Source organism: Phocaeicola sp. RTP21359st1_B8_RTP21360_211022 (genome assembly GCF_040911965.1).
Classification (GTDB): Bacteria; Bacteroidota; Bacteroidia; order Bacteroidales; family Bacteroidaceae; genus Phocaeicola; species Phocaeicola vulgatus.
Genome location: NZ_JBDFXP010000005.1, coordinates 121,048 through 147,370, shown reverse-complemented (window position 1 = coordinate 147,370; position 26,323 = coordinate 121,048). Strand labels below are relative to the sequence as shown.

Annotated in this window: 25 protein-coding genes, 1 tRNA gene and 2 pseudogenes; 15 read left to right on the top strand and 13 right to left on the bottom strand. The window is 40.9% G+C overall.

Going from position 1 to position 26,323, the window contains the following annotated elements; translation table 11 throughout:
- Positions 1-50: 50 nt before the first annotated feature.
- Positions 51-665, top strand: coding sequence for a DUF169 domain-containing protein (locus AB5062_RS03975; protein ID WP_227238890.1), 615 nt, complete (start codon positions 51-53; stop codon positions 663-665).
- Positions 664-768: pseudogene (locus AB5062_RS03970) on the top strand (DNA-binding protein); the annotation flags it as partial. The gene AB5062_RS03975 and the pseudogene AB5062_RS03970, both read left to right, overlap by 2 nt.
- A 52-nt stretch (positions 769-820) precedes the next feature.
- Here the strand turns inward: AB5062_RS03970 and AB5062_RS03965 are convergent.
- The 3 genes from AB5062_RS03965 to AB5062_RS03955 form a co-directional block, all read right to left on the bottom strand.
- The gene (locus AB5062_RS03965; protein ID WP_171030640.1) at positions 821-997 is read right to left on the bottom strand and encodes a hypothetical protein; all 177 of its coding nucleotides are present in this window, start codon (positions 995-997) and stop codon (positions 821-823) included.
- Between the two features lie 70 nt (positions 998-1,067).
- On the bottom strand, positions 1,068-1,877 hold the full coding sequence (locus AB5062_RS03960) for a Fic family protein (protein WP_057098935.1): 810 nt from the start codon (positions 1,875-1,877) through the stop codon (positions 1,068-1,070).
- A gap of 175 nt (positions 1,878-2,052) precedes the next feature.
- Positions 2,053-2,136, bottom strand: a tRNA-Leu gene (locus tag AB5062_RS03955).
- A 184-nt stretch (positions 2,137-2,320) separates the two neighbouring features.
- On the opposite strand from AB5062_RS03955, the gene AB5062_RS03950 reads away from it, so the two are divergent.
- Positions 2,321-3,364 carry a mannose-1-phosphate guanylyltransferase gene (locus tag AB5062_RS03950; protein WP_008668453.1) on the top strand — a complete coding sequence of 348 codons (1,044 nt, stop codon included), beginning with the start codon at positions 2,321-2,323 and terminating at the stop codon, positions 3,362-3,364.
- A gap of 88 nt (positions 3,365-3,452) precedes the next feature.
- Here AB5062_RS03950 and AB5062_RS03945 read toward each other — a convergent pair whose 3' ends face one another.
- From AB5062_RS03945 to AB5062_RS03935, 3 genes are all read right to left on the bottom strand, one after another.
- Positions 3,453-3,860, bottom strand: a complete 408-nt coding sequence (locus AB5062_RS03945; RefSeq protein ID WP_005845399.1) for an HIT family protein — start codon at positions 3,858-3,860, stop codon at positions 3,453-3,455.
- Positions 3,861-3,911: 51 nt separating this feature from the next.
- Positions 3,912-4,376, bottom strand: a complete 465-nt coding sequence (gene greA, locus AB5062_RS03940) for a transcription elongation factor GreA (RefSeq protein ID WP_005845398.1) — start codon at positions 4,374-4,376, stop codon at positions 3,912-3,914.
- Between the two features lie 200 nt (positions 4,377-4,576).
- Positions 4,577-5,725 carry a thioredoxin-like domain-containing protein gene (locus AB5062_RS03935; RefSeq protein ID WP_005845396.1) on the bottom strand — a complete coding sequence of 383 codons (1,149 nt, stop codon included), beginning with the start codon at positions 5,723-5,725 and terminating at the stop codon, positions 4,577-4,579.
- 215 nt (positions 5,726-5,940) lie between these two features.
- On the opposite strand from AB5062_RS03935, the gene pnp reads away from it, so the two are divergent.
- A complete protein-coding gene (gene pnp, locus AB5062_RS03930) occupies positions 5,941-8,076 on the top strand; it encodes a polyribonucleotide nucleotidyltransferase (protein WP_011965175.1) in 2,136 nt (711 codons plus the stop codon).
- A 184-nt stretch (positions 8,077-8,260) separates the two neighbouring features.
- Here the strand turns inward: pnp and rd are convergent, their stop codons facing one another.
- Together rd and AB5062_RS03920 are read right to left on the bottom strand one after the other, a co-directional pair.
- Entirely contained in the window at positions 8,261-8,425 is a 165-nt protein-coding gene (gene rd, locus AB5062_RS03925) for a rubredoxin (protein WP_005845392.1), read from the bottom strand.
- A gap of 74 nt (positions 8,426-8,499) precedes the next feature.
- Positions 8,500-9,198 carry an NAD-dependent deacylase gene (locus AB5062_RS03920; protein ID WP_032952218.1) on the bottom strand — a complete coding sequence of 233 codons (699 nt, stop codon included), beginning with the start codon at positions 9,196-9,198 and terminating at the stop codon, positions 8,500-8,502.
- A gap of 127 nt (positions 9,199-9,325) precedes the next feature.
- Between AB5062_RS03920 and AB5062_RS03915 the strand changes: the two genes are divergently transcribed.
- Together AB5062_RS03915 and AB5062_RS03910 are read left to right on the top strand one after the other, a co-directional pair.
- Positions 9,326-9,910 (top strand): FKBP-type peptidyl-prolyl cis-trans isomerase, encoded by a 585-nt coding sequence (locus AB5062_RS03915; RefSeq protein ID WP_005845388.1) that lies wholly within the window; start codon positions 9,326-9,328, stop codon positions 9,908-9,910.
- Between the two features lie 21 nt (positions 9,911-9,931).
- Positions 9,932-10,798 carry an FKBP-type peptidyl-prolyl cis-trans isomerase gene (locus AB5062_RS03910; RefSeq protein ID WP_005845386.1) on the top strand — a complete coding sequence of 289 codons (867 nt, stop codon included), beginning with the start codon at positions 9,932-9,934 and terminating at the stop codon, positions 10,796-10,798.
- A gap of 78 nt (positions 10,799-10,876) precedes the next feature.
- Here AB5062_RS03910 and AB5062_RS03905 read toward each other — a convergent pair whose 3' ends face one another.
- Both AB5062_RS03905 and AB5062_RS03900 read right to left on the bottom strand, forming a co-directional pair.
- Entirely contained in the window at positions 10,877-11,371 is a 495-nt protein-coding gene (locus AB5062_RS03905) for a Na+-dependent phosphate transporter (RefSeq protein ID WP_224205259.1), read from the bottom strand.
- 71 nt (positions 11,372-11,442) lie between these two features.
- Positions 11,443-13,134, bottom strand: a complete 1,692-nt coding sequence (locus AB5062_RS03900) for a Na/Pi cotransporter family protein (RefSeq protein WP_005845382.1) — start codon at positions 13,132-13,134, stop codon at positions 11,443-11,445.
- A gap of 81 nt (positions 13,135-13,215) precedes the next feature.
- Here AB5062_RS03900 and AB5062_RS03895 point away from each other — a divergent pair, with 81 nt between their 5' ends.
- The 3 genes from AB5062_RS03895 (at position 13,216) to AB5062_RS03885 (ending at position 18,530) form a co-directional block, all read left to right on the top strand.
- Positions 13,216-14,889, top strand: a complete 1,674-nt coding sequence (locus AB5062_RS03895) for a nucleoside kinase (RefSeq protein ID WP_085930160.1) — start codon at positions 13,216-13,218, stop codon at positions 14,887-14,889.
- A gap of 346 nt (positions 14,890-15,235) precedes the next feature.
- Positions 15,236-17,617: a trans-4-hydroxy-L-proline dehydratase gene (gene hypD, locus AB5062_RS03890; protein ID WP_050541155.1), complete on the top strand. Its 2,382-nt coding sequence runs from the start codon at positions 15,236-15,238 to the stop codon at positions 17,615-17,617.
- A gap of 4 nt (positions 17,618-17,621) precedes the next feature.
- A complete protein-coding gene (locus tag AB5062_RS03885; RefSeq protein ID WP_005849582.1) occupies positions 17,622-18,530 on the top strand; it encodes a glycyl-radical enzyme activating protein in 909 nt (302 codons plus the stop codon).
- Here the strand turns inward: AB5062_RS03885 and AB5062_RS03880 are convergent.
- A pseudogene (locus AB5062_RS03880) lies at positions 18,531-18,792 on the bottom strand (aminopeptidase P family protein); the annotation flags it as partial.
- An 87-nt stretch (positions 18,793-18,879) separates the two neighbouring features.
- Entirely contained in the window at positions 18,880-19,110 is a 231-nt protein-coding gene (locus tag AB5062_RS03875; RefSeq protein ID WP_005845372.1) for a hypothetical protein, read from the bottom strand.
- A gap of 128 nt (positions 19,111-19,238) precedes the next feature.
- Between AB5062_RS03875 and rpoN the strand changes: the two genes are divergently transcribed.
- The 6 genes from rpoN (at position 19,239) to AB5062_RS03845 (ending at position 25,282) form a co-directional block, all read left to right on the top strand.
- A complete protein-coding gene (gene rpoN, locus AB5062_RS03870) occupies positions 19,239-20,708 on the top strand; it encodes an RNA polymerase factor sigma-54 (protein ID WP_005845369.1) in 1,470 nt (489 codons plus the stop codon).
- A 10-nt stretch (positions 20,709-20,718) separates the two neighbouring features.
- Positions 20,719-21,375 carry a phosphatase PAP2 family protein gene (locus AB5062_RS03865; RefSeq protein WP_005849586.1) on the top strand — a complete coding sequence of 219 codons (657 nt, stop codon included), beginning with the start codon at positions 20,719-20,721 and terminating at the stop codon, positions 21,373-21,375.
- A gap of 36 nt (positions 21,376-21,411) precedes the next feature.
- Positions 21,412-21,792 (top strand): glycine cleavage system protein GcvH, encoded by a 381-nt coding sequence (gene gcvH / locus AB5062_RS03860; RefSeq protein WP_005845365.1) that lies wholly within the window; start codon positions 21,412-21,414, stop codon positions 21,790-21,792.
- A 124-nt stretch (positions 21,793-21,916) separates the two neighbouring features.
- Positions 21,917-22,426 carry a 5-(carboxyamino)imidazole ribonucleotide mutase gene (gene purE, locus AB5062_RS03855; protein WP_005845363.1) on the top strand — a complete coding sequence of 170 codons (510 nt, stop codon included), beginning with the start codon at positions 21,917-21,919 and terminating at the stop codon, positions 22,424-22,426.
- Positions 22,427-22,509: 83 nt separating this feature from the next.
- Positions 22,510-24,354, top strand: a complete 1,845-nt coding sequence (locus AB5062_RS03850) for a 4-hydroxy-3-methylbut-2-en-1-yl diphosphate synthase (protein WP_057279973.1) — start codon at positions 22,510-22,512, stop codon at positions 24,352-24,354.
- A 13-nt stretch (positions 24,355-24,367) separates the two neighbouring features.
- Positions 24,368-25,282 (top strand): glutaminase, encoded by a 915-nt coding sequence (locus AB5062_RS03845; protein ID WP_016271914.1) that lies wholly within the window; start codon positions 24,368-24,370, stop codon positions 25,280-25,282.
- Positions 25,283-25,597: 315 nt separating this feature from the next.
- On the opposite strand, the gene AB5062_RS03840 is transcribed toward AB5062_RS03845, so the two are convergent.
- Positions 25,598-25,969, bottom strand: a complete 372-nt coding sequence (locus tag AB5062_RS03840; protein ID WP_005845358.1) for an RNA-binding protein — start codon at positions 25,967-25,969, stop codon at positions 25,598-25,600.
- Positions 25,970-26,323 lie beyond the last annotated feature (354 nt).

Genomic DNA, 26,323 nt, shown 5'->3' with positions numbered 1-26,323 from the left:
TATAATTACCCTTTGCTTTTTGGTATTCTGATAAACAGATTAATGATGATTTGAAAAAAATCAACGGTTGTTTTTTTAAGGAGTTTGAAAAGCTGATTGGTGGTGAACCAATCTCTTTGAGTGCCGATAGAATCGGGTGTATGGGTGGTAAATTCTATACTGGTTTTTCGACCATGAATGAAAAAATGCCTATGTTTGTTTCAAGCAAAGAAAAATATAAGAAATCTTCAGAATTGGTTCTTGATTTCGTAGAAAAGGCAAATGTGCAGATTACGACAAGGCAGTATTTGAATATTTCACCCATTACTGAACTTGAAAACTTTAATAATGTAGTGGGGATTTTCTTTTTGGCTACCCCTGATATGCTTTCAGGACTTGCTTCATGGACATTTTACGATAACAATTCGGATGATGCAATTACTGCAAAATTTGGTTCGGGATGTTCTTCTATTTTTTCAGAAGCAACATTGGAAAACAGCAAAAATGGGAAACGTACATTTATTGGACTGTTTGACCCCTCCGTGCGTCGCTATATCCATGAGAATATATTAAGTTTTACTATACCAATGTCACGCTTTCGGGAGATGTATTATACGATACAAGATAGCTGCTTGTCGAATACACCTGCATGGGGAAAAATTAGAGAACGCATTTGTCGGGAGTGAAGTGTATTACAAAGCATCCGATGTCCAAAAGTTCATTAAGAAAAGATTCAGCGTAACCACATTGCGAAAGTTTGAAACAGAGCACTGCACGAAGAAGAAATGAATTTGAAAAGCCGGGGCGGTGAACATAGTTCACCACTCGAGGCAGAATTCAGTTATAAGCATTCTTCTACTTTCTCAATATTCCAGCCACTTTCTATTTTGTAGAAATATACAATATATCTAACATTATTAACAGTAACGATAACATATCCTTTTTCCGGTACACCTGTTATACCGTAAGTCTGAGCAATCAAAATATTTGCTTTATGATAAATTCCCGCCAAGTCCATATTAAACTTTTTTTAATTCTACACAAAGTTACCCAAATTCGTAAATAGTAATTCTTTGCTTAATATAATATCAGAACATAAAACAGAATCCTTTCTTTTGCGAAGCTTTAAACCTTTCAATCTCCAAAGAAAGCGATTTCTTCAACTGCCCTGCCATAAACGACAAAAACGGCTGGTTGGTTTCTTCGTCCTGACATTGGCGTAGAGAAAGGATATATTCTTCCCTATCCTCTTTGAATATCTTAGTAGGAAAAAGGTGATAACAAAACTGGATGTAGTTCATCAGTAATCGAGCCGTTCTTCCGTTGCCATCCACCCACGGATGAATAGTTACTAAATTAAGGTGGGCATTAAAGCTCAACTCGTATTGTTCCCGAAATGTTCCCATTTTCTTTTGCTTCTCTTGAAGAATCGCACAAAGTTCATCCACCTTAGCAGGAACTTTCAAATAGTTCATATAAGAATGTCCGCCAACACCAGCCGTAACACCACATAGACGGAACTCTCCTTTAGAAGAATCAAAAGAGCCACCCATCACACTGTGAACGCTGCCAGTAGTACGCATCAGCATTGCATTCATCCTTTTCAGAAAAGCAGGAGTTATAGGTACAAGGCTGTCTGATTCAACTTTGGCAAGTTCGTACGCTTGCTTCAAATCTTCATTCATCAGATGATGCACAAGCGGTTTCCCTTTCGCTGTTACTCCCTCGTCAAAGAGAAGCTGTGTATCAAGTTCGGTCAATGTGGAGCCTTCTATGGCTGTGGAATGGGTAATGAGAGAATAAAGGTAGTACTTATCATAGTCCACCGCTTCACTGATACCAAGTTTTTGAAACTTCTGGTACAACAGTTCTATTTCTTGCCAAACACCTTGTTCCATTACTTTTATTTAATAGGCTTTATTTCTTTTCAAAGGTAACTTATTTACTACGTTCAACCAAAAGAAATAATGACTTACTGCTATATTTTTTGCACGTGTGGGGAAAATGTGGGGAAAATTCAAGCAAAAGAAAAAGCTAAGTATTGAATTATCAATTACTTAGCCTCTATCTTCGTACCCAGACCCGGGGTCGAACCGGGATGGAAGTGAATCCACTGGTGTTTGAGACCAGCGCGTCTACCGATTCCGCCATCTGGGCATCTCTTGAAACATTGTTTGTTTCTCGATTGCGGTTGCAAAGGTACGACTTTTTTTCATACCTGCAAACTTTTCGGCATTTTTTTTCAAAAAAAGATAAATATACTACGATTTATGGGATAACGGACAATGGTTTTCTAAAAATAAGCCCTATATTAGCGGAAACTTTAAAACGATTTTATATCATGACAAACAGCAATAATTATTGTGTCATCATGGGGGGAGGTATAGGTAGTCGGTTCTGGCCATATAGCCGCAAAAACCTTCCTAAACAATTCCTTGATTTCTTCGGGACCGGACGTTCTCTAATACAGCAAACGTTTGATCGTTATAAAAAAATAGTCCCTATAGAAAACATTTTTATTACAACCAATGTATTGTATAAAGAACTGATCCAAGAACAACTCCCAGAATTGGACAAATCACAAATTTTATTGGAACCCACCCGCAGAAACACTGCTCCATGTATAGCTTGGGCTTCCTATCATATAAAAAAACTCAATCCAAATGCCAATGTCATTGTCGCACCGTCCGACCACCTGATTTTAAAAGAAGATGAGTTCAAAGCTGCAATTTTGAAAGGTCTGGAATTTGTTTCAAACTCTCCTCAATTACTAACATTAGGTATCAAACCTAACAGACCGGAAACCGGCTATGGCTATATTCAGATTGAGGAAGAAAAACAAGGAGAATTCTTTAAAGTAAAAACATTCATTGAAAAGCCCCAATTGGAATTTGCCAAAGTATTCGTAGAAAGTGGAGAATTCTATTGGAACTCAGGAATATTCTTATGGAATATCAATACAATTTTAGAAGCCTTCAATGAGATTATGCCCGAAGTTTGTACCAAACTGACTAACGGAGAAGAAGATTTTGCCTCCTGTCCCAATATCTCCATTGACTATGGAATCATGGAGAAAGCCAACAATGTTTTCGTCCAATTGTGCGACTTCGGATGGGCAGATTTAGGTACATGGGACTCCTTGTATGATATATCATCCAAGGACCAAGAAGGTAACGTCGTAGTAAACGGAAACTCCTTATTATATAACAGCTATAATAATGTAATAGTAGTGCCAGAAGGGAAATTAGCCGTAATACAGGATCTAGAAGGTTATTTAGTAGCCGCAAGAGACAATGTATTACTCATATGCAAAAAAGATGACGAAAGCGCTATCCGAAAATTCGTAAATGACGTACAAATCAAACTAGGAGATCAGTTTGTATAAAAACAGGTAACCGGAGTTTAATCATAAAGGAAAGCGGGAAACAGAATATCCGTTTCCCGCTCTTTATATTTACTAAGAAAGAAAAAGATTACTTGTCACCACCTTCCCAGGCTTGATTGATTGCTGTTGCCACCTCCACAAATTCTTCATTTGTCAGTTTCAACTTCGGATTAGAAAAAATCATATCCGACTCTTTCTGAATAGGAATCAGATGAATATGTGCATGAGGAACCTCTAATCCGATCACTGCCTCACCTACTTTCTTGCACGGAAAAACCTTTTGAATAGCAAGCGCCACACTCTTTGCAAAAACATGCATAGCAGCCAGTTCATTATCCTCCAAATCAAAGATATAGTCCACCTCACATTTCGGAACAACCAACGTATGCCCTTTGGCTAACGGATTGATATCCAGAAAAGCATAGAACTGGTCATTTTCAGCCACTTTATAGCTAGGAATCTCACCTGTAATAATTCTACTAAATATTGTTGCCATATCTATAAGTATTAAATAAGGCAGCCCCGCATAGCGGACCTGCCTTATATATTAAAATGAAATATTCACAACTTCTAAGCTGATTTTACCTTGCGGAATAGTGATTTCAGCCACATCACCCACTTTTTTTCCTAACAAACCCTGTGCTATCGGAGTGTTTACCGAAATCTTGCCCAATTTTAAATTCGCTTCGCTTTCGGCTACGATAGTATAAACCATCTTCATTCCGGTCTTGGCATTCTTCAATTCTACTTTCGTCAAAATTTGCACTGTATCTGCATTCATTTTTGAAGTATCAATAATTTTAGCATCACCAATAGTTGATTTCAGCTGGCTGATCTTCATCTCCAATAGACCTTGCGCCTCTTTGGCAGCATCATATTCGGCATTTTCTGACAAGTCTCCCTTATCACGCGCTTCGGCAATAGCCGACACAATTTTAGGACGTTCTACTGATTCCAGATATTTCAGTTCCTCAATCAGTTGCTTGTAACCTTCTTCTGACATATAAGCCATAATGTTTTCCTCCTTTTAAATTATATAATTATTCATTGTTCCAGTTATGCCTATAAAAACAAAAAGAATTCCGACATGGAAATGTCGGAACCCTCTTTGGTATTTCAAGTCTTGCAAAGATAGACTTTTATCTAATACGAGTCAAGTTTATAAGGATGCTATGTAACATGTTTAAACAAATTCAACTCATAATTAGCTTTTTACAAGAGTTTTTTAATGGCTTCATCCAAATCTTTAATATTCTCACCACGGGCACTTAATTCATTATTACGATTTACCAAAAATACCGAAGGCAGATTAGTTACATTATATAATGAAATGTATGAAGAATAAGCGCCATTAGCGTCACGTACACAGACCCAAGGCAGATTATCTGCAGATGTTTTCCAAAAGTGTTCATCACCATCCAGTGAAATCTGGTAAATCTCGAACCCTTGAGAAGCATACTTATTATAAAGTTCACGTAACGCCAAATTATGTGCAGCAGACATTGCATTGTTATATACAGTAAAATCGATCAGCACCACTTTACCCTTCAAATCGGTCAGACTGCGTGTATTGCCTTTCAAGTCTTTCAGCTGAATATCAATAATGCTGGCTTCCTTGATTTTATCTTCAGGAATTTCCATGGTCTGCTGACGGGGAGTACGGGTATTCTTCATTCCTTTTATAACCATATTGTACAAGTTGCGTGAACGGTCGGCATGTGGATAAGCATTATTCAGACTCGTAGCCACCGCAGCGAAACACTTCACATCCTCCTTATTTGTCAAAGGATCAAAAATCATATACCCATTCAACGACTGGAATAAAGCGAAATAAGCATATGGCATATTTGGAGCCGCAAAAATATATTCTCGTTTCACTTTATTCTTGTAATTGTTTACCATAGCCAAAAGGCTGTCTTGTGCGATGCCCGCAGGGATATTACGGTTCTGACCGAGTTTGTCCACATTCTTCTGCAAATCAGCTTGCAACAACACCAATTCCTTAATTTTCAAATTGTTTTCCGAACCTTCAATACGATAGGCAGTCGCAAAATCATTTATCTCAGCCTTAACTGATACTGTTTCCGTAGAGTCTACAGCAAAGTTTATCACTTTATTATCTAAACGCAAACGATAGAATTCAGGAGATTCCGGGCGCTTCTGTGCAAAACTAAAACTTCCGCTACTGCCCAATTTTGCCGAATCAAGCGCTACTATGCCATCCAATCCCGACGCTTCCAAATAAAGCATCTTATCTTCAGCACCATTAATTTCACCTTGAACTTTGAACTTCGGTGCATTGTCGCAGGCGCTCAACCCTATCAACAGAAGTGCGAGCAAAAAATATACATTCTTTTTCATCGCTAAAATTAATATAAATGTGTGTTCTCTTAATAATTTTGGATGCAAAGATACGTCTTTTCGTGGTTTGTCAAAGCATTTATCCACCTTCTTACACATTAAAATGAAAAAAAACAGTAATCATAGTAACTTTTTATCTCATTCTCACCAAATTAGAAGAATAAATGCCTATCTTTGCACGAATTTTAGACGAAAAATATATTAAAACATTTTTTATGATCAATCCAATTGTTAAGACGATCGAGCTTCCTGATGGTAGAACCATCACACTCGAAACGGGAAAGCTGGCAAAACAGGCAGACGGTTCTGTAATGCTCCGCATGGGTAACACCATGTTGCTAGCTACTGTTTGTGCAGCAAAAGATGCAGTTCCCGGTACAGATTTTATGCCCCTTCAGGTAGAGTACAAAGAAAAATATTCAGCATTCGGACGTTTTCCCGGTGGCTTTACCAAAAGAGAAGGCAAAGCTTCAGATTATGAAATCCTGACTTGCCGACTGGTAGACCGCGCATTGCGTCCTTTATTCCCCGATAATTTCCATGCAGAGGTTTACGTAAACATTGTTCTTTTCTCAGCTGATGGAATAGATATGCCTGATGCATTGGCAGGATTGGCCGCTTCAGCAGCATTAGCCGTTTCCGACATTCCTTTCGGCGGACCGATTTCTGAAGTACGCGTAGCACGTATCGATGGCCAGTTCGTTATCAACCCCACTTTCGAACAACTTGAGAAAGCTGATATGGATCTGATGGTTGCAGCCACATATGACAACATCATGATGGTAGAAGGCGAAATGCAGGAAGTCAGCGAACAAGACTTGCTGGCTGCCATGAAGGCTGCTCACGAAGCAATCAAAGTTCATTGTAAAGCGCAGATGGAACTGATGGAAGAAGTCGGTTCTACAGTAAAACGTGAATACTGCCACGAAGAAAACGATGAAGATTTACGCAAAGCTGTACGCGAAGCTTGTTATGATAAAGCATACGCCATCGCTGCTTCAGGAAACAGAAACAAGCATGAACGTCAAGATGCTTTTGATGCCATCCGCGATGAATTCAAAACTCAATATACAGAAGAAGAACTGGAAGAAAAAGGTGCATTAATCGACCGTTACTACCACGATGTGGAAAAGGAAGCCATGCGTCGTTGTATTCTTGATGAAGGCAAGCGTCTGGACGGACGTAAGACAACTGAAATTCGCCCTATCTGGTGCGAAGTAGGTTATCTGCCCGGCCCTCACGGTTCTGCCATTTTCACCCGTGGTGAAACTCAGTCTTTAACTTCTGTCACATTAGGCACCAAGCTAGATGAGAAAATCGTAGACGATGTTCTGGATCAACACAGAGAACGATTCTTGTTACACTACAACTTCCCCCCTTATTCTACCGGTGAAGCAAAAGCACAACGTGGTGTAGGTCGTCGTGAAATCGGTCACGGGCACTTGGCATGGCGTGCTTTGAAAGGACAAATTCCTGCAGGCTACCCATACACAGTACGTGTAGTATCTGATATCATGGAATCAAATGGTTCTTCTTCAATGGCTACTGTCTGTGCAGGAACGCTTGCATTAATGGATGCCGGTGTTGCCATGAAAAAACCAGTTTCAGGTATTGCCATGGGCTTGATTAAGAATGCAGGTGAAGAAAAATATGCCGTATTGTCTGATATTCTTGGAGATGAGGATCACTTGGGTGATATGGACTTCAAGGTTACAGGTACTCGTGATGGTATCACTGCTACACAGATGGACATCAAGGTAGATGGTCTATCATTCGAAATCTTGGAAAAAGCGTTACTGCAAGCAAAAGAAGGTCGCGAACATATTCTTAACAAGTTAACCGAATGTATAGCCGAACCTCGTAAAGATTTGAAACCGCATGCTCCTCGTATTGAAACGATGACTATTCCTAAAGAGTTCATTGGGGCTATCATCGGTCCGGGCGGAAAGATTATCCAAGGTATGCAGGAAGAAACCGGAGCAACCATCACGATTGAAGAAACTGATGGAGTAGGTCGCATTGAGATTGCGGGAACAAACAAGAAATGTATTGACGACGCTATGCGCATTATCAAGGGTATCGTTGCCGTTCCCGAAGTCGGTGAAGTCTATGTAGGTAAAGTCCGTTCAGTAATGCCATATGGCGTGTTCGTAGAATTCTTGCCTGGTAAAGACGGATTGTTACACATCTCTGAAATTGACTGGAAACGTCTTGAAACAATAGAAGAGGCCGGTTTAAAAGAAGGGGATGAAATAGAAGTGAAGTTACTTGATATTGATCCCAAGACAGGTAAATTCAAGCTCTCTCACAAAGTATTACTGCCTCGTCCTGAAAAGCAAGAAAAGAAATAAGAACATTCTTTTTTATACCATAAAGAGCGCAACCTGTTATAGGTTACGCTCTTTTTTTTAAGGCAAGCCATTAATAATAATGTAAAATTAAAAAGCGCAACTAAATAATAATTAGTCGCGCTATCTGATATATCATACAAAAGAAATTCCTCCGCTTTATATGATATCCGGTTATAAGGTAGGATCAATCTTCTTGAACTTCGAAATCATCTTTACCTACTCCGCAAAGAGGGCAAACCCAATCATCTGGAATATCTTCAAATGCTGTTCCCGGAGCGATTCCACCTTCAGGATCTCCTTCTGCCGGGTCATAAACCCAACCACATACTGTGCAAACGTACTTTTTCATAATTGTCTCTGTTTTATGTTTTAAATATTCTTTAAATACATAACAAATATACAAGGAAATTGTTTACTTGCAAACTATCCCACTAATATTTTTTTAAGCTCTTCCATTCCTTCGGACGCACCTTTCTGAATTACATACACTTTACGTCCCGATGCAATGGGCACCTGCTTAGGATCTATTAAATAAACAGGAGTGCGGGCAGGCACATAATTCAACAAACCGGCAGCAGGATATACATTAAGCGAAGTTCCTATAATTAAAAAGATATCAGCTGTTTCAGCATATTCAATTGCAGTTTCAATCATAGGAACAGATTCACCGAACCATACAATGAACGGACGAAACTGGGAACCGTCTCCGGCCAAGTCTCCCAAATGTATCTCATATTCTTCCGGCTTTAATTCTTTAATATAAGCTGGATTATTAGGTTGCCAACTAGATGTCACCTTGGTCAGTTCGCCATGTAAATGAATAATATGCGAACTTCCGGCACGCTCATGCAAATTATCAATATTTTGAGTGATAACAGTCACATTAAAGAACTTTTCCATCTCAGAAACCAGTTCATGCCCCCGGTTAGGCTTTACAGCAAGCAACTGTTTACGACGCTCATTATAAAAATCAATCACCAATTTAGGGTTTGCCGCATACCCTTCCGGAGTAGCCACTTGTTCCACCGGATACTGATCCCATAAACCACCTGCATCACGAAATGTACTGATACCGCTTTCTGCACTCATTCCAGCACCTGTTAAAACTACTAAATTCTTCATTTCTAGTCCTCCTCTTTTAACTAAACACACAAAAATAAGAAAAATTAAATTGTTAAAAACAGATTCATTCAAATAAAACACCTACCTTTGTGCGTTTTGTATAAAACATCTTATAAAATAAATAGTTATGGATAAATTCAGTTACGCCATCGGCCTTGGTATTGGCCAGAATTTATTGAGCATGGGTGCTCAAAGTATTAATGTTGAAGACTTTGCTCAAGCAATCAAAGACGTATTAGATAGAAAAGAAACGGCTATCAGCCACAACGAAGCACGTGAAATCGTAAACAAGTACTTTGAAGAGCTGGAAACCAAATTGAATGCAGAGAATATTGAAAAGGGAAAATCATTTTTGGAGGAAAACGCAAAAAGACCGGGGGTCGTGACACTTCCCAGCGGCTTACAGTACGAAGTTATCACAGAAGGTAACGGAAAAAAACCGAGTGCAACCGACCGTGTAAAATGCCATTATGAAGGTACCTTGATTGATGGGACTTTGTTTGACAGCTCTATCAAACGCGGCGAACCGGCTATCTTTGGTGTGAACCAAGTAATCAAAGGATGGGTGGAAGCACTCCAACTGATGACTGAAGGTGCTAAATGGAAACTTTTCATTCCTTCAGAACTAGCCTATGGAGCACAACAGGCAGGAGAAATGATTCCTCCTCACAGCACATTGATTTTTGAAGTAGAATTAATCGAAGTATTATAATTATTAAAGCATTTAAGGCAAATGAAAAAAATTAGTTTTTTTGTAGCAATCGCTGCTGCAGCCAGCTTGGCTTCTTGTACAGCCCAAGCACCGAAAGCAAACATGAAGAATGACGTAGACTCACTTTCTTACATGATGGGTATCACCAACACGCAAGGTCTGGATATGTATATGAGCCAACAACTGGGCGTTGACACAGCCTATATGGCCGACTTCATCAGAGGTGTTAAAGAAGGTACCAGCAAGACAAGTCCTAAAGATGTTGCTTATATGGCAGGTCTTCAGATTGGTCAACAAGTTGGTGGACGTATGTTCGATATGATGAGCCAACGTATTTTCGGAAATGACTCTACTCAAAGTTTAAGTAAAGAAAACTTCCTGGCAGGTTTCATGGCTGCTTTGCAGAAAAAAGGCATGAATGTTACTATGGAAGAAGCCAACGCCTACGTTCAGTCTAAAGCAGAAGCAATCAAAACAAAAGCTACTGAAGCCCAATTCGCTGAAAATAAGGCTGCCGGTGAAAAATTCCTAGCTGAAAATGCAAAGAAAGAGGGTGTTAAAACTACATCAAGCGGATTGCAATATAAGATAATTAAAGAAGGTAACGGCGCTGTTCCTACCGATTCTTCTAAAGTAAAAGTAAACTATAAAGGTACTTTGATTGACGGAACTCAGTTCGACAGTTCATATGATCGTAAAGAACCGACTACTTTCCGTGCTAATCAAGTAATCAAAGGATGGACTGAAGCACTGACAATGATGCCAGTAGGTTCTAAATGGGAACTTTACATCCCTCAAGACTTGGCTTATGGTGCACGTGAAGCCGGTCAGATTAAACCTTTCTCTACTTTGATTTTCGAAGTAGAACTGGTTGGAATCGAAAAATAACCTCATTTTAATACGATTTACAAAAAAGCGTGGAACATTCGTGTCTCACGCTTTTCTTTTAACTTGTCCTTCTACAAATCAAATTTTCTTTTCCTTTATATCTGTACGTGCCTCAACAACATTTACTACATAATCGCCTAATTTTTCGCATTCGCTGATAATATCCATATAATGATCCCCCGTCTGATAATTATATTCCTTATTATTCACATCCAATACATTCTGATCCTTCAACTGGTTGCGGTAATTGTTTCTCTCATTCTCTATATTAAATGATTTGTTAGGATCAACCAAATGATATTCGTCTTCTTCCAAAGATACTATTTGTTGCAGTGGAAGGCTGTACGATGCACCTGTCAACAATCCGGTGAAGCGATTCGTGGTCATAGCACCCAAAATATGGCGCAAATGCCCACCTGTCAGTTTTTGCAAAGCCTCACTCACGGTTTTCATACCATATATCAGAAGTACCAGTGAGCCTATCAGTTTCAAAAAAAACAAATATTGACATGTAGATTCTCTTTTATTTAGACTCTCTTCTTTCTTACACTTTATTAAAAAACACAGAGGCACAAAGTATTTAACCCATCATAGGTTAAACCTTGCACCTCTGCACCTATTCTGTTCACCATAGCCCTTTCAGGTCAGGATTTCTTTTCCTTCACATTGCTACTGGCTTCCACCACATTTACTACATAATCGCCCAGTTTTTCACATTCTCCAATAATATCCATATAGTGCACCCCCATCTGATAATCATACTCCTTATTATTCACATCCAGCACATTTTGGTTCTTTAGCTGATTACGATAGTTATTTATTTCATTCTCTATATTAAACGATTTATTCACATCTACCACATGATGCTCATCTTCCACCAACGAAATCATCTGAGACAAAGCATCATCAGTCAACTGGAACATCTGATGAATATGATCATACTGTTTCGGAGTAAAATCCATATCACTGCGATGTTTACGATTGATAGTACGTGCCAAATTATAACAGCTGTCCCCGATACTTTCTATTTCAGTCACTTCACGAAGCATAGCACGAATTTGCAACTTACTTTCAGAACTCAAACGCCCGTCGGATACCTGATTCAGATAATTAGCGATCTCCACCTCCATGTTATCGCTTATATTCTCATATTTCTCAATACGACTGAACAATTTGTTAAAGTCATTGTCATTAGTGGTGTGAAGCAGATCCCGCACCATGCCAAACATACGATGAGTACGCTCTGCAAAGAGATTGATTTCCTTGCGTGCCTGCAATATAGAAAGCTCTGCCGTAGAAAGCATACCACCTGTAATAAAGCGCAAACGATATTCCTCATCCTGCTCTCTCTGAGGAATGATTTTACAGACAGTTTTCTCTATCAACTTGACAAACCAAATAAGAATCAACACATTGCATATATTAAAAGTAGTATGAAAAGCAGACAGTTTAAAAGATACGGCAACAGCCGGATCTGCTGTTCTCATTATATCTTCTACAAACCATGAAACCCCCATAGTTACAGGCTTGAAAAGGCATAACACCCAAATAACCCCAAAAACATTGAACACCAAATGAGCCAGCGCAGCCCTCCTGGCCTGCGTATTGGCAGTCAGTGCGGCAAGGTTAGCGGTTATAGTGGTACCAATATTCTCGCCAAGTACCAACGCAGCCCCCAGCTCAAAACTAATCCAACCATTGGCACACATAATCAAAGTAATAGCCATCGTTGCAGCCGATGCCTGTACAATCATGGTAAGAACTGTACCGATGACAACAAATAAGATAACAGAACCAAATCCCATATCAGTATAGTTCTGAACAAAAGACAACATTTCGGGGTTTCTACTTAAGTCAGGAGCATTCGTCTTCAAGAGAGAGAGGCCCATAAACAAAAAAGAGAAACCGAATATAAATTCTCCAATGGATTTACGGTTACTCTTTCCTGAAAATAATAAGGGTACGCCAACAGCCAATAACGGAAGTGCCATAGCAGCAATATCTACTTTAAACCCTAACGCAGATATAATCCATGCAGTGACAGTGGTACCGATATTTGCCCCCATAATGACTCCAATTGATTGTGAAAGTGTAAGGAGTCCGGCATTAACGAAACTTACTACCATAACAGTAGTAGCAGAAGAGGATTGAATTAACGCAGTGATAAGAACACCGGTTAGCACTCCGGTTACCCGGTTGGTGGTCATCGCTGTGAGGATTTTACGCAGTCTGTCACCAGCAAACTTTTGCAGCCCCTCACTCATGATTTTCATTCCATAAAGGAATAGCGCCAGTGAACCTAGCAGCTTTAAGAAATCATAAAAAGAATACTCCATCTTTAATTAATTTGGTAGGAATTGGCTAATCTCCCTTTTATTCAGTAAATTTCAAGCCGTTTCACTACGTTAGTAATAATTATTACGATTATGTTACAAATCTGTTGCAAAAATAACAATATTTCAAAGAACTTCCCAATCGGAAGCTCACTTTTGGATATTTATAATGGTTTTAATCTAGATATCCCATACGGGCCGGTCAGTGCCAAAGTCAATAACAAAGTAGAAGGACTCAATTACCGGGCCTATAATAATAAGGATGTAGAGTTCCTGAACATACTGAATCCTTCAGGAATGCGTACCTATGTCCGTTCGCTCTGCTTCATCTTGTGCAAAGCGGTGGAGGACTTATACCCTGATGGAAAAATCATGCTTGAACATCCCGTATCCAAAGGATATTATTGCGCCTTGCAGATAGGACGCGAAACCGGGCTGGATGATGTTTCCCGTATTAAGCAGCGAATGAAAGAGATTGTGGAAGCCAACATCCCTTTCCACCGTTTTGAATGTCACACAACTGAAGTAGTAGAACTATTCCGCCGGAAAGGAATGATGGACAAAGTTAGACTGCTTGAAACTTCAGGGGAACTTTACTCCTATTATTATACTTTAGAAGATACCATTGACTACTACTATGGCAGTCTGTTGCCCAGCACCGGATATATCCGCAAATTCGACATTGTTAAATACTATGACGGCTTGTTGCTGCGAGTCCCCAACCGTCAGAATCCGGAAATATTGGAGGAAGTAGTAAAACAAGAAAAAATGCTGGAAGTATTCAAAGAGCACCGACGCTGGAATCAGATTTTAGGTGTGGGTACTGTAGGAGATTTCAATGTGGCCTGTAATGAAGGTTATGCCACCGATCTGATTAATGTGTCTGAAGCCTTGCAGGAAAAAAAAATTTCCAATATTGCTGATGAGATATACCACAGAGGAAAAAACGGTCAAAGAGTAAAACTGGTTCTTATCTCCGGTCCATCCTCTTCTGGTAAAACGACTTTCAGCAAACGACTCAGTATCCAGTTGATGGCAAACGGGCTGAAACCTTACCCCATCTCCCTGGACAATTACTTTGTTGACCGAGAAAAGACACCAAAAGATGAAAAAGGTGATTATGATTACGAATCATTGTATGCATTGGATTTGGAGTTCTTCAACAAGCAATTACAAGATCTGCTTCATGGAAAGGAAGTAGAGTTACCACGTTTCAACTTCACCACAGGAAGAAGGGAATTTAAAGGTGACAAACTTAAGATTGACGATAACATGATATTGATTCTCGAAGGGATTCATGCACTTAACCCCGAATTAACCCCTCATATTCCCGCCGAGAATAAATATAAAATATATGTATCGGCATTAACCACTATTCTGCTGGACAATCATAATTATATTCCGACTACCGACAACCGTTTGTTGCGCCGTATTATCCGCGATTACAAATACCGTGGCTATTCCGCAGAGGAAACAATCAGAAGATGGCCCAGTGTACGCGCCGGAGAAGAAAAATGGATCTTCCCATATCAGGAAAATGCAGATGCCATGTTCAATTCTGCCCTGTTGTTTGAACTAGCCATTATGAAGGATTATGCCATTCCTATTCTAAGGAATGTTCCCAATAACAAACCGGAATATTCAGAAGCATACCGTTTACGCAAATTCTTGGAATATTTCGCTTCGGTACAAGATAAAGAATTGCCTCCCACTTCTTTACTGAGAGAGTTTTTAGGAGGAAGCAGTTTCCGGTATTAACCTGTTATTAAACAGTATATAAGTTTTGTTTATGTGCAAAACAAACAGTAATTTCGGCCATTATTAAACAAGTATAAGTGAATGCACTCCAAAGGCTATAGAAAACTGTTCAACTGCCTGATGTTCTACTACTAAGAACATTTCTTCTTCAGGAGGGTATGCCAAAAGCCAGCAGACTGTACATTACACCACCATAAAGATGGATTAAATGACAGCGTATCTTACTTTTGGCATACGTTTCTTTCTATTTGATATCTTATTCTCTTGCACATCAATTGGTCGGATCCATTAATCCGCCCTTATGGAAATCTCTATTTATGAACCAGTAGACCTTATTATAACTCTTATGAAAACAACAATCAACGGTATGACAGACCGTATCCGACGCCTACGTCAAGAATCTTTTGATACACAACCTTCTTTGTCCATAGAACGTGCTCTGATAGAAACCGAATTTTACAAAGAAAACGAAGGAAAGTATCCAATTCCTATTCTAAGAGCACTGAACTTCCTTGAAATCTGTAAACGGAAAACTATATACATAGGTGAAGACGAACTGATTGTAGGTGAACGTGGACCACGCCCCAAAGCCGTATCGACTTTCCCTGAACTGACCTGTCACAGCGTGGAAGACCTTCATGTATTGAACACCCGCGAATTGCAGCGTTACACCATCAGCCAGGAAGATATAGACACCTATGAGCGCGAGGTAATTCCTTATTGGAAAGGGCGCACCCAACGCGAACGCATCTTCAATCATGTTCCCAAAGAATGGAAAGAAGCTTACGAAGTAGGAATGTTCACTGAATTCATGGAACAACGAGCCCCCGGCCATACTTCTCTGGACGGAAAGGTTTATCAACATGGCATGCTGGATTTGAAAGAACGTATTGCACATGAGTTGAAAAATCTGGATTTTATGAATGATCCAGAAGCAACCGACAAACAAGAAGAACTGACCGCCATGTCCATCTCCTGTGATGCCGCTATCATTTTTGCCGAACGCCATGCCGAACTGGCCGAAAAGATGGCTGGACAAGAAACCGATCCGAAACGCAAAGAGGAACTGAAAAAAATAGCGGAAATCTGCCGATGGGTTCCTGCACATGCCCCCCGTACTTATTGGGAGGCCATACAAATGTACTGGTTTGTCCATCTCGGCACCATTACAGAGCTGAACGGATGGGACGCCATGAATCCAGGACATTTTGACCAGCACCTCGCTCCTTTCTATGAAAAAGACCTGGAAGAAGGAATACTGACCCGTGCAGAAGCCAAAGAACTGATGTCATGTTTCTTTATCAAAGTAAATAATCAGACAGCCCCACCCAAAGTTGGCATCACCGCCAAAGAAAGCGGTACCTACAATGACTTTACCAATCTGAATATCGGTGGCATCAAACGTGATGGTAGCAACGGAGTCAGCGAAGTATCCTATATCATGCTCGAAACAGTAGATGATCTTCACCTGTTACAACCCGGAAGCGCCCTGCACATCAGTGTATGCACCCCGGAGCGTTTCCTGCGCGAAGGCTGCAAAGTAATCCGTAAGGGCTATGGCTACCCATCTGTATTCAATCCCGACACATACGTCATGGAACTGATGCGACAGGGAAAAACACCGGAGGACGCTCGTGAAGGCGGATGTAGCGGATGCATAGAAGTAGGCGCTTTCGGAAAAGAAGCTTACATACTGACCGGTTACCTTAACGTACCCAAGATATTGGAAGTCACCTTGCACAACGGAACAGATCCTGTATCAGGCAAGAAAGTAGGCTTGGTAACAGGAGATCCCTGCACCTTCCGGAGTTATGAAGAACTTTATGACGCATTTCTTAAACAAATCCATTATTTTGTAGATATGAAAGTACGCGTCAGCAACTACATTGACCGTATGTTCGCCAAATACGCTCCCGCCACTTTCCTGTCTTTGTTCATTGATGACTGTATCGCCAAAGGAAAAGATTATTATAACTGCGGACCGCGTTATAACACAAGCTATATTCAATGCACCGGTTTGGGTACTATTACCGACAGCCTCTCCGTTCTGAAAAAACATGTATTCGAAGAACGTAAATTCAATATGGAGCAAATCATCCATGCTACCGATACCAACTTCGAAGGACAGGAAGCCATGAGACAGTTCATACTGAACCGTACCCCTTTCTTCGGTAACGATGACGAATATGCAGACCGCATCGCCATCCAGATTTTTAATGACCTTTACGATGCCATCGAGGGAAAGCCGAACACCAAAGGCGAATGTTTCCATCTGAACATGTTGTCTACCACCTGTCACGTTTACTTCGGCAAAATGATGAATGCCACCCCCAACGGCCGTCTGGCCGGACGTGCCATCAGTGACGGTACCTCACCCTCACACGGAGCAGATACCCACGGGCCATCCGCCGTTATAAAATCATTAGGAAAACTGGACCAGGTGAAAAGCGGAGGCACTCTATTGAATCAGCGCTTCCTGCCTTCACTTCTTAAACACGATGAAGACATAGCCAAACTGGCAAGCCTCATCCGCAGCTATTTTGCTTTAGGAGGACATCACATTCAGTTCAACATAGTAGATACCGCTACCCTGCATGCCGCCCAAAAACATCCGGAAGAATACCGGGACCTATTGGTACGCGTAGCTGGATACAGTGATTACTTCAATGACATGAATACAGATTTACAATATGACGTAATAGCCCGCACGGCACAAGAAACCTTCTGACAAGATGAGTCTGATTTTCGACATCAAACGCTATGCCATCAATGACGGACCGGGCATCCGCATCACACTTTTCATGAAAGGATGCCCGCTCTCGTGCATATGGTGCCATAATCCCGAAGGCATTCGTAACGGAAAAGACAAACTATACACAGCCAAGAAATGCCTCGGCTGTGGAACTTGTCTGAAAGTATGTCCCAACGGGGCACTGACACTGGCTCCCGAGGGTATTATCACCGACAAACAAAAATGCGTGTTATGCGGACGCTGTGCCGAAGAATGTCCGGCAATGGCTATCGAGATATCAGGAACGGAATATACCGCCGAATACCTGATGCATGAAATAGAAAAGGAAATTCCATTTATGGATCAATCGGGCGGTGGAGTTACTTTTTGTGGTGGAGAACCGTTGCTTCATCCCGAATTCTTGATTGATATACTGAAACGTTGCGGACAACAGGGAATTCATCGGGCGGTAGATACCACCCTGCTTGCCCGCAAAGAAACAGTGGATGAAGTGATGCGGAATTGTGAACTATTGCTTATCGACTTAAAATCAATGGACAGTACCGTACACCAGACATTCTGTGATGTTCCCAATGAATTAATTTTGGAGAACATCCGCAGAGTAGCAGAAGCTGACTTCCCTTATTATATCCGTATTCCATTGATTGAAGGAGTGAATGCAGATGAAAAGAACATAAAACTGTCTGCCGAATTTTTGGCCAGTCTTCCACGGCATCCTGAGATAATTAACCTATTACCTTACCATGATATAGGAAAGGGAAAGCATGCAAAGCTAGGCAGTATCTATAACCCTAAAGGATATAAAATGCAAACGCCATCCGAGGAAGTACAACAGCAGTGCATACAAATCTTGACTGATTACGGTTTAAAAGCAACCATAGGTGGATAATTATATATCATCGTTCTGTAGTAAAAGGACCTTCGTACCCCAAAAACGTGTCCCGTCCTCCGTTATCAAATAATCTTCCTCATTACGCAACTCTGTAAACTCACGATAACTCTCCAACTTATCATAATCGATAAAATCCTTAAAGCATTTCTCCGCTTTCCAACAATCTATTAATATAGATACCCGGTTCTATAGTAAGTTCAAATTCCGGTTCCAAAGATCCGGCCAGCCTTAATAATTTACGGCTGACCTAAGTACTTTTCTAATGAATCACCTGTCTTTTAGCAACTGCTTTTTCCAAACACTTCTTCAAATCCGCGGCAGAACCAGTTTCTGTCACTCCCACCCTCTACGCTTTCTCACACAAGGCAGGCTGGATCCCATCCATACAATATGATATCCATATCGCCAATCCGGCATAGGGCAAGTCCCAAAAATAAAGAGAAGTAGAACCTTGGCGGAAATGATAAGTATTATCCGCATAGTCGCCACTCTCCCCGTTATCTAAAATAGCAAGAAACCTATCCCCACGTTTTTTCAAACTGTTACGACGGGTTGTATAAGTTTCTTTTGCAAACATAATCTTATGTTTTTTATATAGATGACAGGTAAAGATAGCCATCCCCTTAAAATAATCCCCCCAAAAAGGAAGATTATTACAATACAATTTCCTATTTTTGTCGCAATAAACAAGGAAATAAAAATATTATGGCACAAGGCTCACGTCAAGTACAAACACAAGCCCAGCAACAAATACAAACCTTATCTCCACAACAGATACTGGTAGTGAAATTGCTGGAACTGCCCACTGTGGAGCTGGAAGAACGTATCCATTCCGAAATACTGGATAATCCGGCCCTGGAGGAAGGGAAAGAAATGCCCGAAAATGAAGATGACAACACAGAATACGTTGAGAACGAAGACGGAAATACAGACTCGAACGAAGATTTTTCATTAGGCGATTACAGCAACGAAGATGATATTCCCGATTATAAACTACAGGAACATAATCGTTCCAAAGAAGGAGTAGCCGAAGAAATCCCTTTCTCGGATGCCGTATCTTTTTATGAAATATTGAAAGACCAGTTGCAGATGCAGGAACTTACCCCAGAACAACGAGATATAGCAGAATACTTGATCGGTTCATTGGACGATGACGGCCTGTTACGCAAAAATATGGAGTCTATCATGGATGAACTTGCCATCTATCGAGGCATCTATACCACTGAGGAGGAATTAAATAAAATCTTGGAAATAATCCAAGACTTTGATCCGGCAGGTATCGGTGCCCGCAGTTTACAAGAATGTCTTCTGCTACAAATACAAAGAAAAGCCGATTCACCGTTAAAACAAATAGAACTGGACATCATCGGTAAATGCTGTGATGAGTTTACCCGCAAAAACAAAGAAAGGATTATCCAAAAACTAGGTATTACCGAAGAACAATATAATGAGGCGGTGAGCGATCTCACCAAACTGAATCCTCGTCCGGGCAGTTCACTGGGTGAAGCAATGGGCAAAAATATGCAGCAGATCATTCCCGACTTCATTGTAGAAACGTATGAGGATGACACCATTACTCTAAGTTTAAACAATCGTAATGTTCCTGAGTTGCGTCTGAGCCGCCAGTTCACCGAACTACTGGATGAACACACCCGCAACAAAGATAATCAGAGCAAAGCCTCAAAGGACGCACTGATGTTCCTAAAACAAAAAGTAGATGCCGCACAAGGTTTTATCAACGCCGTAAAACAGCGACAACATACGTTGCTCACCACCATGCAAGCCATTATAGATATTCAGCGCCCCTTCTTTTTGGAAGGAGACGAATCCCTGCTAAAGCCCATGATCCTAAAAGATGTAGCCGAACGCTCGGGATTGGATATTTCCACCATATCACGGGTAAGCAACAGCAAATATGTACAAACAAACTATGGTATCTATTCATTGAAATTCTTTTTCAGCGACGGTTACACTACCGAAGACGGTGAAGAACTCTCTGTCCGCGAAATCAAGCGTATTCTGAAAGAATGTGTAGACACCGAAGACAAGGAAAAACCGTACACTGATGATGAACTGGCCGAAACACTAAAAACGAAAGGCTACCCCATAGCCCGCCGTACTGTAGCCAAATACCGCCAACAGCTTAACATACCCGTCGCACGATTAAGAAGGTAATATAAATTATATGGAAGCTAACGAAACAACCGAAACAATAGCAGTAGGCAAGAAAAACAGTCCGCTTGAAGTCAGTTCACGTATCATATCAGGCATATTCACGCCTTTTATGATTCCTTTTGTGGCATTTTTCCTGCTTTTTTTCTTCACTTATCTTCGTATCATGCCCATCCAGTACAAACTGATAGTATTGGGCATAGTCTACTGTTTCACCATTCTGATGCCGATGCTCGCCATCTACCTGTTCCAAAAAATAAACGGTTGGGGTATTCATGAATTGGGACACCGCGAAAAACGTTTCGTACCATATGCGTTGACTATCATCAGCTATGTCACTTGTCTCATCACCATGTATAAGATACACCTGCCCCGCTATATGTCAGGTATTATCGTAGCCGCCCTCATCTGCATGATCCTTTGCACGCTGATCAATTTCAAGTGGAAAATCAGCACACACGTGGCAAGCAGCGGCATGATGGTAGGCGGATTATTATCCTACAGCTTTATATTCAATTTCAATCCTGTATGGTGGCTCTGTTTTTTCATTTTGCTATCCGGGATGCTTGGCACAGCCCGTATCATTGTAAAACAGCATACCTTATTAGAAGTTTTAGCCGGATTTATTGTCGGATTGTTTTGTGGTGTCATTGGAATTTTGTTTATTTGAAAAAAATTAGTATTAACCTTATAAATTGAAAGCATTATGGAATTTCCAAGCAATGTAAAGTATACCAAAGAACACGAATGGATACGAGTAGAAGGTGATATAGCTTATGTAGGCATCACTGATTATGCACAAGAGCAACTGGGTGACATCGTATTCGTAGATATCACAACTGAAGGAGAAACTTTAGAAAAAGATGAAGTTTTCGGTACTATTGAAGTAGTAAAAACGATTTCGGACTTGTTCCTTCCCGTTTCAGGAGAAGTTTTGGAACAGAATGAAGCATTGGCCGACAATCCCGAATTAGTAAACCAAGACCCGTATGGTAAAGGGTGGCTGATTAAGATTAAGCCCAATGACTCTAATGACGTTAACGATTTGCTGGATGCTGAAGGATATAAAGCATTAGTCAACGAATAATATAGATTCCCATTAGGAATTGTTCAAGCGCGGATTACGCGGACCTCACGGATTTTTCTATCCGCGTTCATCCGTATAACCCGTGCTTGAAGTAAATATATAAACCAAACAATAACAAAAAACAATGAAACCTATCGTAAGCATTATCATGGGTAGCACTTCCGATCTTCCCGTAATGGAAAAAGCTGCCAAATTACTGGACGAGATGCACGTACCTTTCGAAATGAACGCCCTTTCGGCACACCGCACTCCCGAAGCTGTGGAGGAATTTGCGAAAAATGCTGCAGGCCGTGGAATTAAAGTCATCATTGCCGCTGCCGGCATGGCTGCCGCACTTCCCGGTGTCATTGCTGCAAATACCACATTGCCTGTTATCGGTGTCCCCGTTAAAGGTTCTGTTCTTGATGGCGTAGACGCACTTTATTCTATCATCCAAATGCCTCCCGGAATTCCTGTAGCTACTGTAGCAATCAATGGAGCCATGAATGCAGCTATTCTGGCCGTACAAATGCTAGCATTGAGTGATACAGAACTAGCCACCAAGTTTGCAGACTACAAGACCGGCTTGAAAAAGAAAATCGTGAAAGCCAACGAAGAACTGAAAGAAGTCAAGTTTGAATATAAAACAAATTAACTAGTGGTTAGTGATTAGTGGTAAGTGGTTAATATTTCAGCGCAGCCCACTAATCACTAACCACTCACCACTAATCACTAACTATGGATTTATTCAATTACTCCCGCCGCGAATCTTCCGAAGTGAATATCGGAGCCACTCCCTTGGGTGGCAACAACCCCATCCGTATTCAGAGCATGACAAATACCGTCACTATGGATACCGAAGCCTGTGTGGAACAAGCCAAACGCATTATAGATGCCGGCGGTGAATACGTTCGCCTCACCACACAAGGTGTCCGTGAAGCCGAAAACTTGAAGAATATCAATATCGGATTACGCTCTCAAGGATATGATACTCCATTGGTGGCCGATGTACATTTTAACCCCAAAGTAGCCGATGTAGCGGCACAATATGCAGAAAAGGTACGCATCAATCCGGGAAATTACGTAGACCCGGGACGTACTTTCCGGAAACTGGAATACACTGACGAAGAATATGCGCAAGAAATAGAAAAGATACGTGCCCGCTTCATTCCTTTTCTAAATATCTGCAAGGAAAACCACACCGCCATCCGCATCGGGGTAAACCACGGTTCTCTGTCAGACCGCATCATGTCTCATTATGGTGACACCCCTGAAGGTATGGTGGAATCGTGCATGGAATTTCTGCGTATCTGTGTTGCGGAACATTTCAACGATGTGGTTATTTCCATCAAAGCATCCAATACCGTAGTAATGGTCAGGACGGTCCGTCTGCTGGTAAAGGAAATGGAAAAGGAAGGCATGGCTTTCCCGCTTCATTTGGGGGTTACCGAAGCAGGGGACGGCGAGGACGGAAGAATAAAATCCGCATTAGGAATAGGCGCACTCCTTGCAGATGGCTTGGGAGATACCATTCGTGTTTCATTGAGCGAGGCTCCTGAAAACGAAATTCCGGTAGCCCGCAAACTGGTTGATTATATACTAACTCGGGAAGGACATCCTTTTATTCCTGGAAAAGAAGCTCCGCAGTTCAACTACCTATCTCCGGGGCGCCGGAAGACTAAGGCTGTCCGAAACATTGGAGGAGATAATCTTCCCGTAGTAATAGCCGAACGTCTGAAAGGGTCTTTCGAAACTAATCCTCAGTTCAAACCTGACTATATTTATTGCGGTGGAAGTGTGCCCCAATCACGAGATAACAATATAGCCTATCTAGTAGATGCCAATGCATGGAATCCAGAAGAAAAAAATGTCTATCCGGCATTTAACTACCAGCAGATGATAGAATTACATCACACGGTTTCCGATCTGAAATTCCTGTTTCTGCCCTATATGGCTATGAATGACGAAGTAATCGCAGCCCTTAAACTACATCCCGAAGTGGTAATCATCGCCCAAAGCAATCATCCCAACCGCCTCGGCGAATATCGTGCCATGACACACGAACTGATGAATGAAGGGTTAGAGAATCCGGTCGTATTCTTCCAATACTATCAGGAAACGAAAGCTGAAGACCTGCAAATCAAAGCGGCAGCTGATATGGGTGCACTAATTTTTGACGGACTCTGTGACGGAATCTTCTTGTACAACCAAGGCCCCTTGAGTCATATAGTGGTAGATACCACTGCATTTGGTATCCTGCAAGCCGGCAGAATCCGAACCAGCAAAACGGAATACATTTCATGTCCGGGATGTGGTCGTACCTTATATGATTTGGAGTCTACCATCGCCCGTATCAAAACAGCTACCTCGCACTTGAAAGGTCTGAAGATCGGCATTATGGGCTGTATTGTCAATGGTCCCGGCGAAATGGCGGATGCCGACTATGGCTATGTAGGTGCCGGTCGTGGAAAAATCAGCCTCTATAAAAAGAAAGAATGCATAGAAAAAAACATTCCCGAAGATCAGGCTGTTGAGAAGTTGATCGAGCTCATCAAAGCCAATGGTGACTATACAGAAAAATAAAAACGTCCAAATTATGGATTATCAACAGATTCTAAAAGACATCTATCAAGAAATCCAGCCCTACGCCTCTATTGGCAAACAGGCTGATTACATTCCGGCACTTGCCAAAATCAACCCAGATCAATTCGGAATGTGTATCCATACGATACAAAACAAAACTTTCATGCATGGAGAAGCCACCACCGGCTTCTCCATCCAAAGTATTTCGAAAGTTTTTTCACTTGCCATGTGTTTGAGTCTTGAAGGAGATAATCTATGGAAAAGAGTAGGTAAAGAACCTTCGGGAACAGCTTTCAACTCACTAGTACAACTGGAGGTAGAAAAAGGAATTCCTCGGAATCCCTTTATTAACGCCGGAGCCATTGTAATGACAGATATCCTGCTGAACCATCTGAAACACCCCGAAGAAGAATATCTTCGTTTCGTCCGCTCAATCAGCGGAAATAACCAAATTCATTATAATGAAGAAGTTGCCCTGTCCGAACGTGAAAACGGTTATCTGAATGCGGCAATCACCAACCTGTTGAAATATTATCATAACATCGACAATGACATAGAACGTGTACTTCATTTCTATTTCCTGCAATGCTCCATAGAAATGAGTTGTTATGATTTATCCAAAGCCTTTTTGCCGTTTGCCAACCATAAACAGGCTTTTACATTCGAAGGAATCACGCTGACCGCCTCTCAAGTGAAACGTATCAATGCCATCATGCAAACATGTGGATTCTATGACGAAGCAGGAGAATTTTCTTATTTGGTAGGTCTTCCGGGGAAAAGTGGTGTGGGAGGCGGTATAGCCGCAGTTTACCCACTACGATATTCAGTTGCAGTGTGGAGCCCGAGATTGAATCCAAAAGGAAATTCCGTTATGGGAATCAAGGCGCTGGAACTATTGACAACACAGACACAGGAATCTATTTTCTAGAAAACAAGCATCTCTCCATACTAAATCATCTTCTTTCTTGTTGGAATAATCCAGAATGAAGTTGAATATAACACGCATAATACTTATAGCCTTTCTATAAAAGAGAGAAGTACCTGGAATTTATGTAGAAATTATTGACCATGCTTAATAAATTAACCGTTTTTACCCTCAATGGAACATCTTCTGTTTGCCATAAATAAAAGAAATAACCGACAGCCAAAGTCTTTTGAAGATATCCTGAACAGGCACTTAAAAACCTGCCTCAGCATTTCAAATGTCCAAGACAGGTTCCCTTATATTTTATAGAGATACAGATCAATATCTGTTTCTGCCACCGCCATAGCCATTATCTCCGCGACTACCACCATAGCCACCACCACGACTGTTGTTACCGCCACGATAACCACCACCGCCATTGTTGCCATAGCTACGACGCGGACGTTCTTCTCTAGGACGAGCTACTGACACAGAAAGAGTTTTTCCATCCATATCAACTTCATTAAGAGCTGCAATCGCTTTATCTCCAGCTTCATCATCAGCCATTTCAACAAAACCATATCCCTTAGAACGACCGGTCTCTCTGTCCATTATAATCTTAACAGAAACAACTTCACCATACTCTGCAAATAATTCTCCAAGTTCGGCTTCACTCATATTATAGTTAAGCCCTGCAATAAAAATGTTCATTTTAAAATAAATGTTTTAATAAAAAAATAAGTGCGTTTTGCTATTAGGAATCTTACAGAGAGACAAACGATTCTACCATCATCACTAAAGAATAAGTTGGAAAAGTATTAATGTACTTCTATGAGGATACTTAATGCAGGGGACAAATGTACGCAATTAGACTTGAACTCAAAACTAATTGGAGATTTATTTTTAATAATAAATGTTTTTTCGTTCTCTTTGAAAGAACAGACAAGTTTTAGAACGGAAATAACTGTTTCTCAAATACATATTTATACTTTAAAAGCTATTATACAGAAAGTTATCCTGTACTACATATCAAAAAGATAACCAATCTCCAGCCAGATCAGCATT

Bases quoted from the DNA above. Each gene is read 5' to 3' on its own strand.
- AB5062_RS03965 (WP_171030640.1), bottom strand. From the start codon at position 997: ATGGACTTGGCGGGAATTTATCATAAAGCAAATATTTTGATTGCTCAG.
- AB5062_RS03960 (WP_057098935.1), bottom strand. From the start codon at position 1,877: ATGGAACAAGGTGTTTGGCAAGAAATAGAACTGTTGTACCAGAAGTTT.
- AB5062_RS03950 (WP_008668453.1), top strand. From the start codon at position 2,321: ATGACAAACAGCAATAATTATTGTGTCATCATGGGGGGAGGTATAGGT.
- AB5062_RS03945 (WP_005845399.1), bottom strand. From the start codon at position 3,860: ATGGCAACAATATTTAGTAGAATTATTACAGGTGAGATTCCTAGCTAT.
- greA (WP_005845398.1), bottom strand. From the start codon at position 4,376: ATGGCTTATATGTCAGAAGAAGGTTACAAGCAACTGATTGAGGAACTG.
- AB5062_RS03935 (WP_005845396.1), bottom strand. From the start codon at position 5,725: ATGAAAAAGAATGTATATTTTTTGCTCGCACTTCTGTTGATAGGGTTG.
- pnp (WP_011965175.1), top strand. From the start codon at position 5,941: ATGATCAATCCAATTGTTAAGACGATCGAGCTTCCTGATGGTAGAACC.
- rd (WP_005845392.1), bottom strand. From the start codon at position 8,425: ATGAAAAAGTACGTTTGCACAGTATGTGGTTGGGTTTATGACCCGGCA.
- AB5062_RS03920 (WP_032952218.1), bottom strand. From the start codon at position 9,198: ATGAAGAATTTAGTAGTTTTAACAGGTGCTGGAATGAGTGCAGAAAGC.
- AB5062_RS03915 (WP_005845388.1), top strand. From the start codon at position 9,326: ATGGATAAATTCAGTTACGCCATCGGCCTTGGTATTGGCCAGAATTTA.
- AB5062_RS03910 (WP_005845386.1), top strand. From the start codon at position 9,932: ATGAAAAAAATTAGTTTTTTTGTAGCAATCGCTGCTGCAGCCAGCTTG.
- AB5062_RS03900 (WP_005845382.1), bottom strand. From the start codon at position 13,134: ATGGAGTATTCTTTTTATGATTTCTTAAAGCTGCTAGGTTCACTGGCG.
- hypD (WP_050541155.1), top strand. From the start codon at position 15,236: ATGAAAACAACAATCAACGGTATGACAGACCGTATCCGACGCCTACGT.
- AB5062_RS03885 (WP_005849582.1), top strand. From the start codon at position 17,622: ATGAGTCTGATTTTCGACATCAAACGCTATGCCATCAATGACGGACCG.
- AB5062_RS03875 (WP_005845372.1), bottom strand. From the start codon at position 19,110: ATGTTTGCAAAAGAAACTTATACAACCCGTCGTAACAGTTTGAAAAAA.
- rpoN (WP_005845369.1), top strand. From the start codon at position 19,239: ATGGCACAAGGCTCACGTCAAGTACAAACACAAGCCCAGCAACAAATA.
- AB5062_RS03865 (WP_005849586.1), top strand. From the start codon at position 20,719: ATGGAAGCTAACGAAACAACCGAAACAATAGCAGTAGGCAAGAAAAAC.
- gcvH (WP_005845365.1), top strand. From the start codon at position 21,412: ATGGAATTTCCAAGCAATGTAAAGTATACCAAAGAACACGAATGGATA.
- purE (WP_005845363.1), top strand. From the start codon at position 21,917: ATGAAACCTATCGTAAGCATTATCATGGGTAGCACTTCCGATCTTCCC.
- AB5062_RS03850 (WP_057279973.1), top strand. From the start codon at position 22,510: ATGGATTTATTCAATTACTCCCGCCGCGAATCTTCCGAAGTGAATATC.
- AB5062_RS03845 (WP_016271914.1), top strand. From the start codon at position 24,368: ATGGATTATCAACAGATTCTAAAAGACATCTATCAAGAAATCCAGCCC.
- AB5062_RS03840 (WP_005845358.1), bottom strand. From the start codon at position 25,969: ATGAACATTTTTATTGCAGGGCTTAACTATAATATGAGTGAAGCCGAA.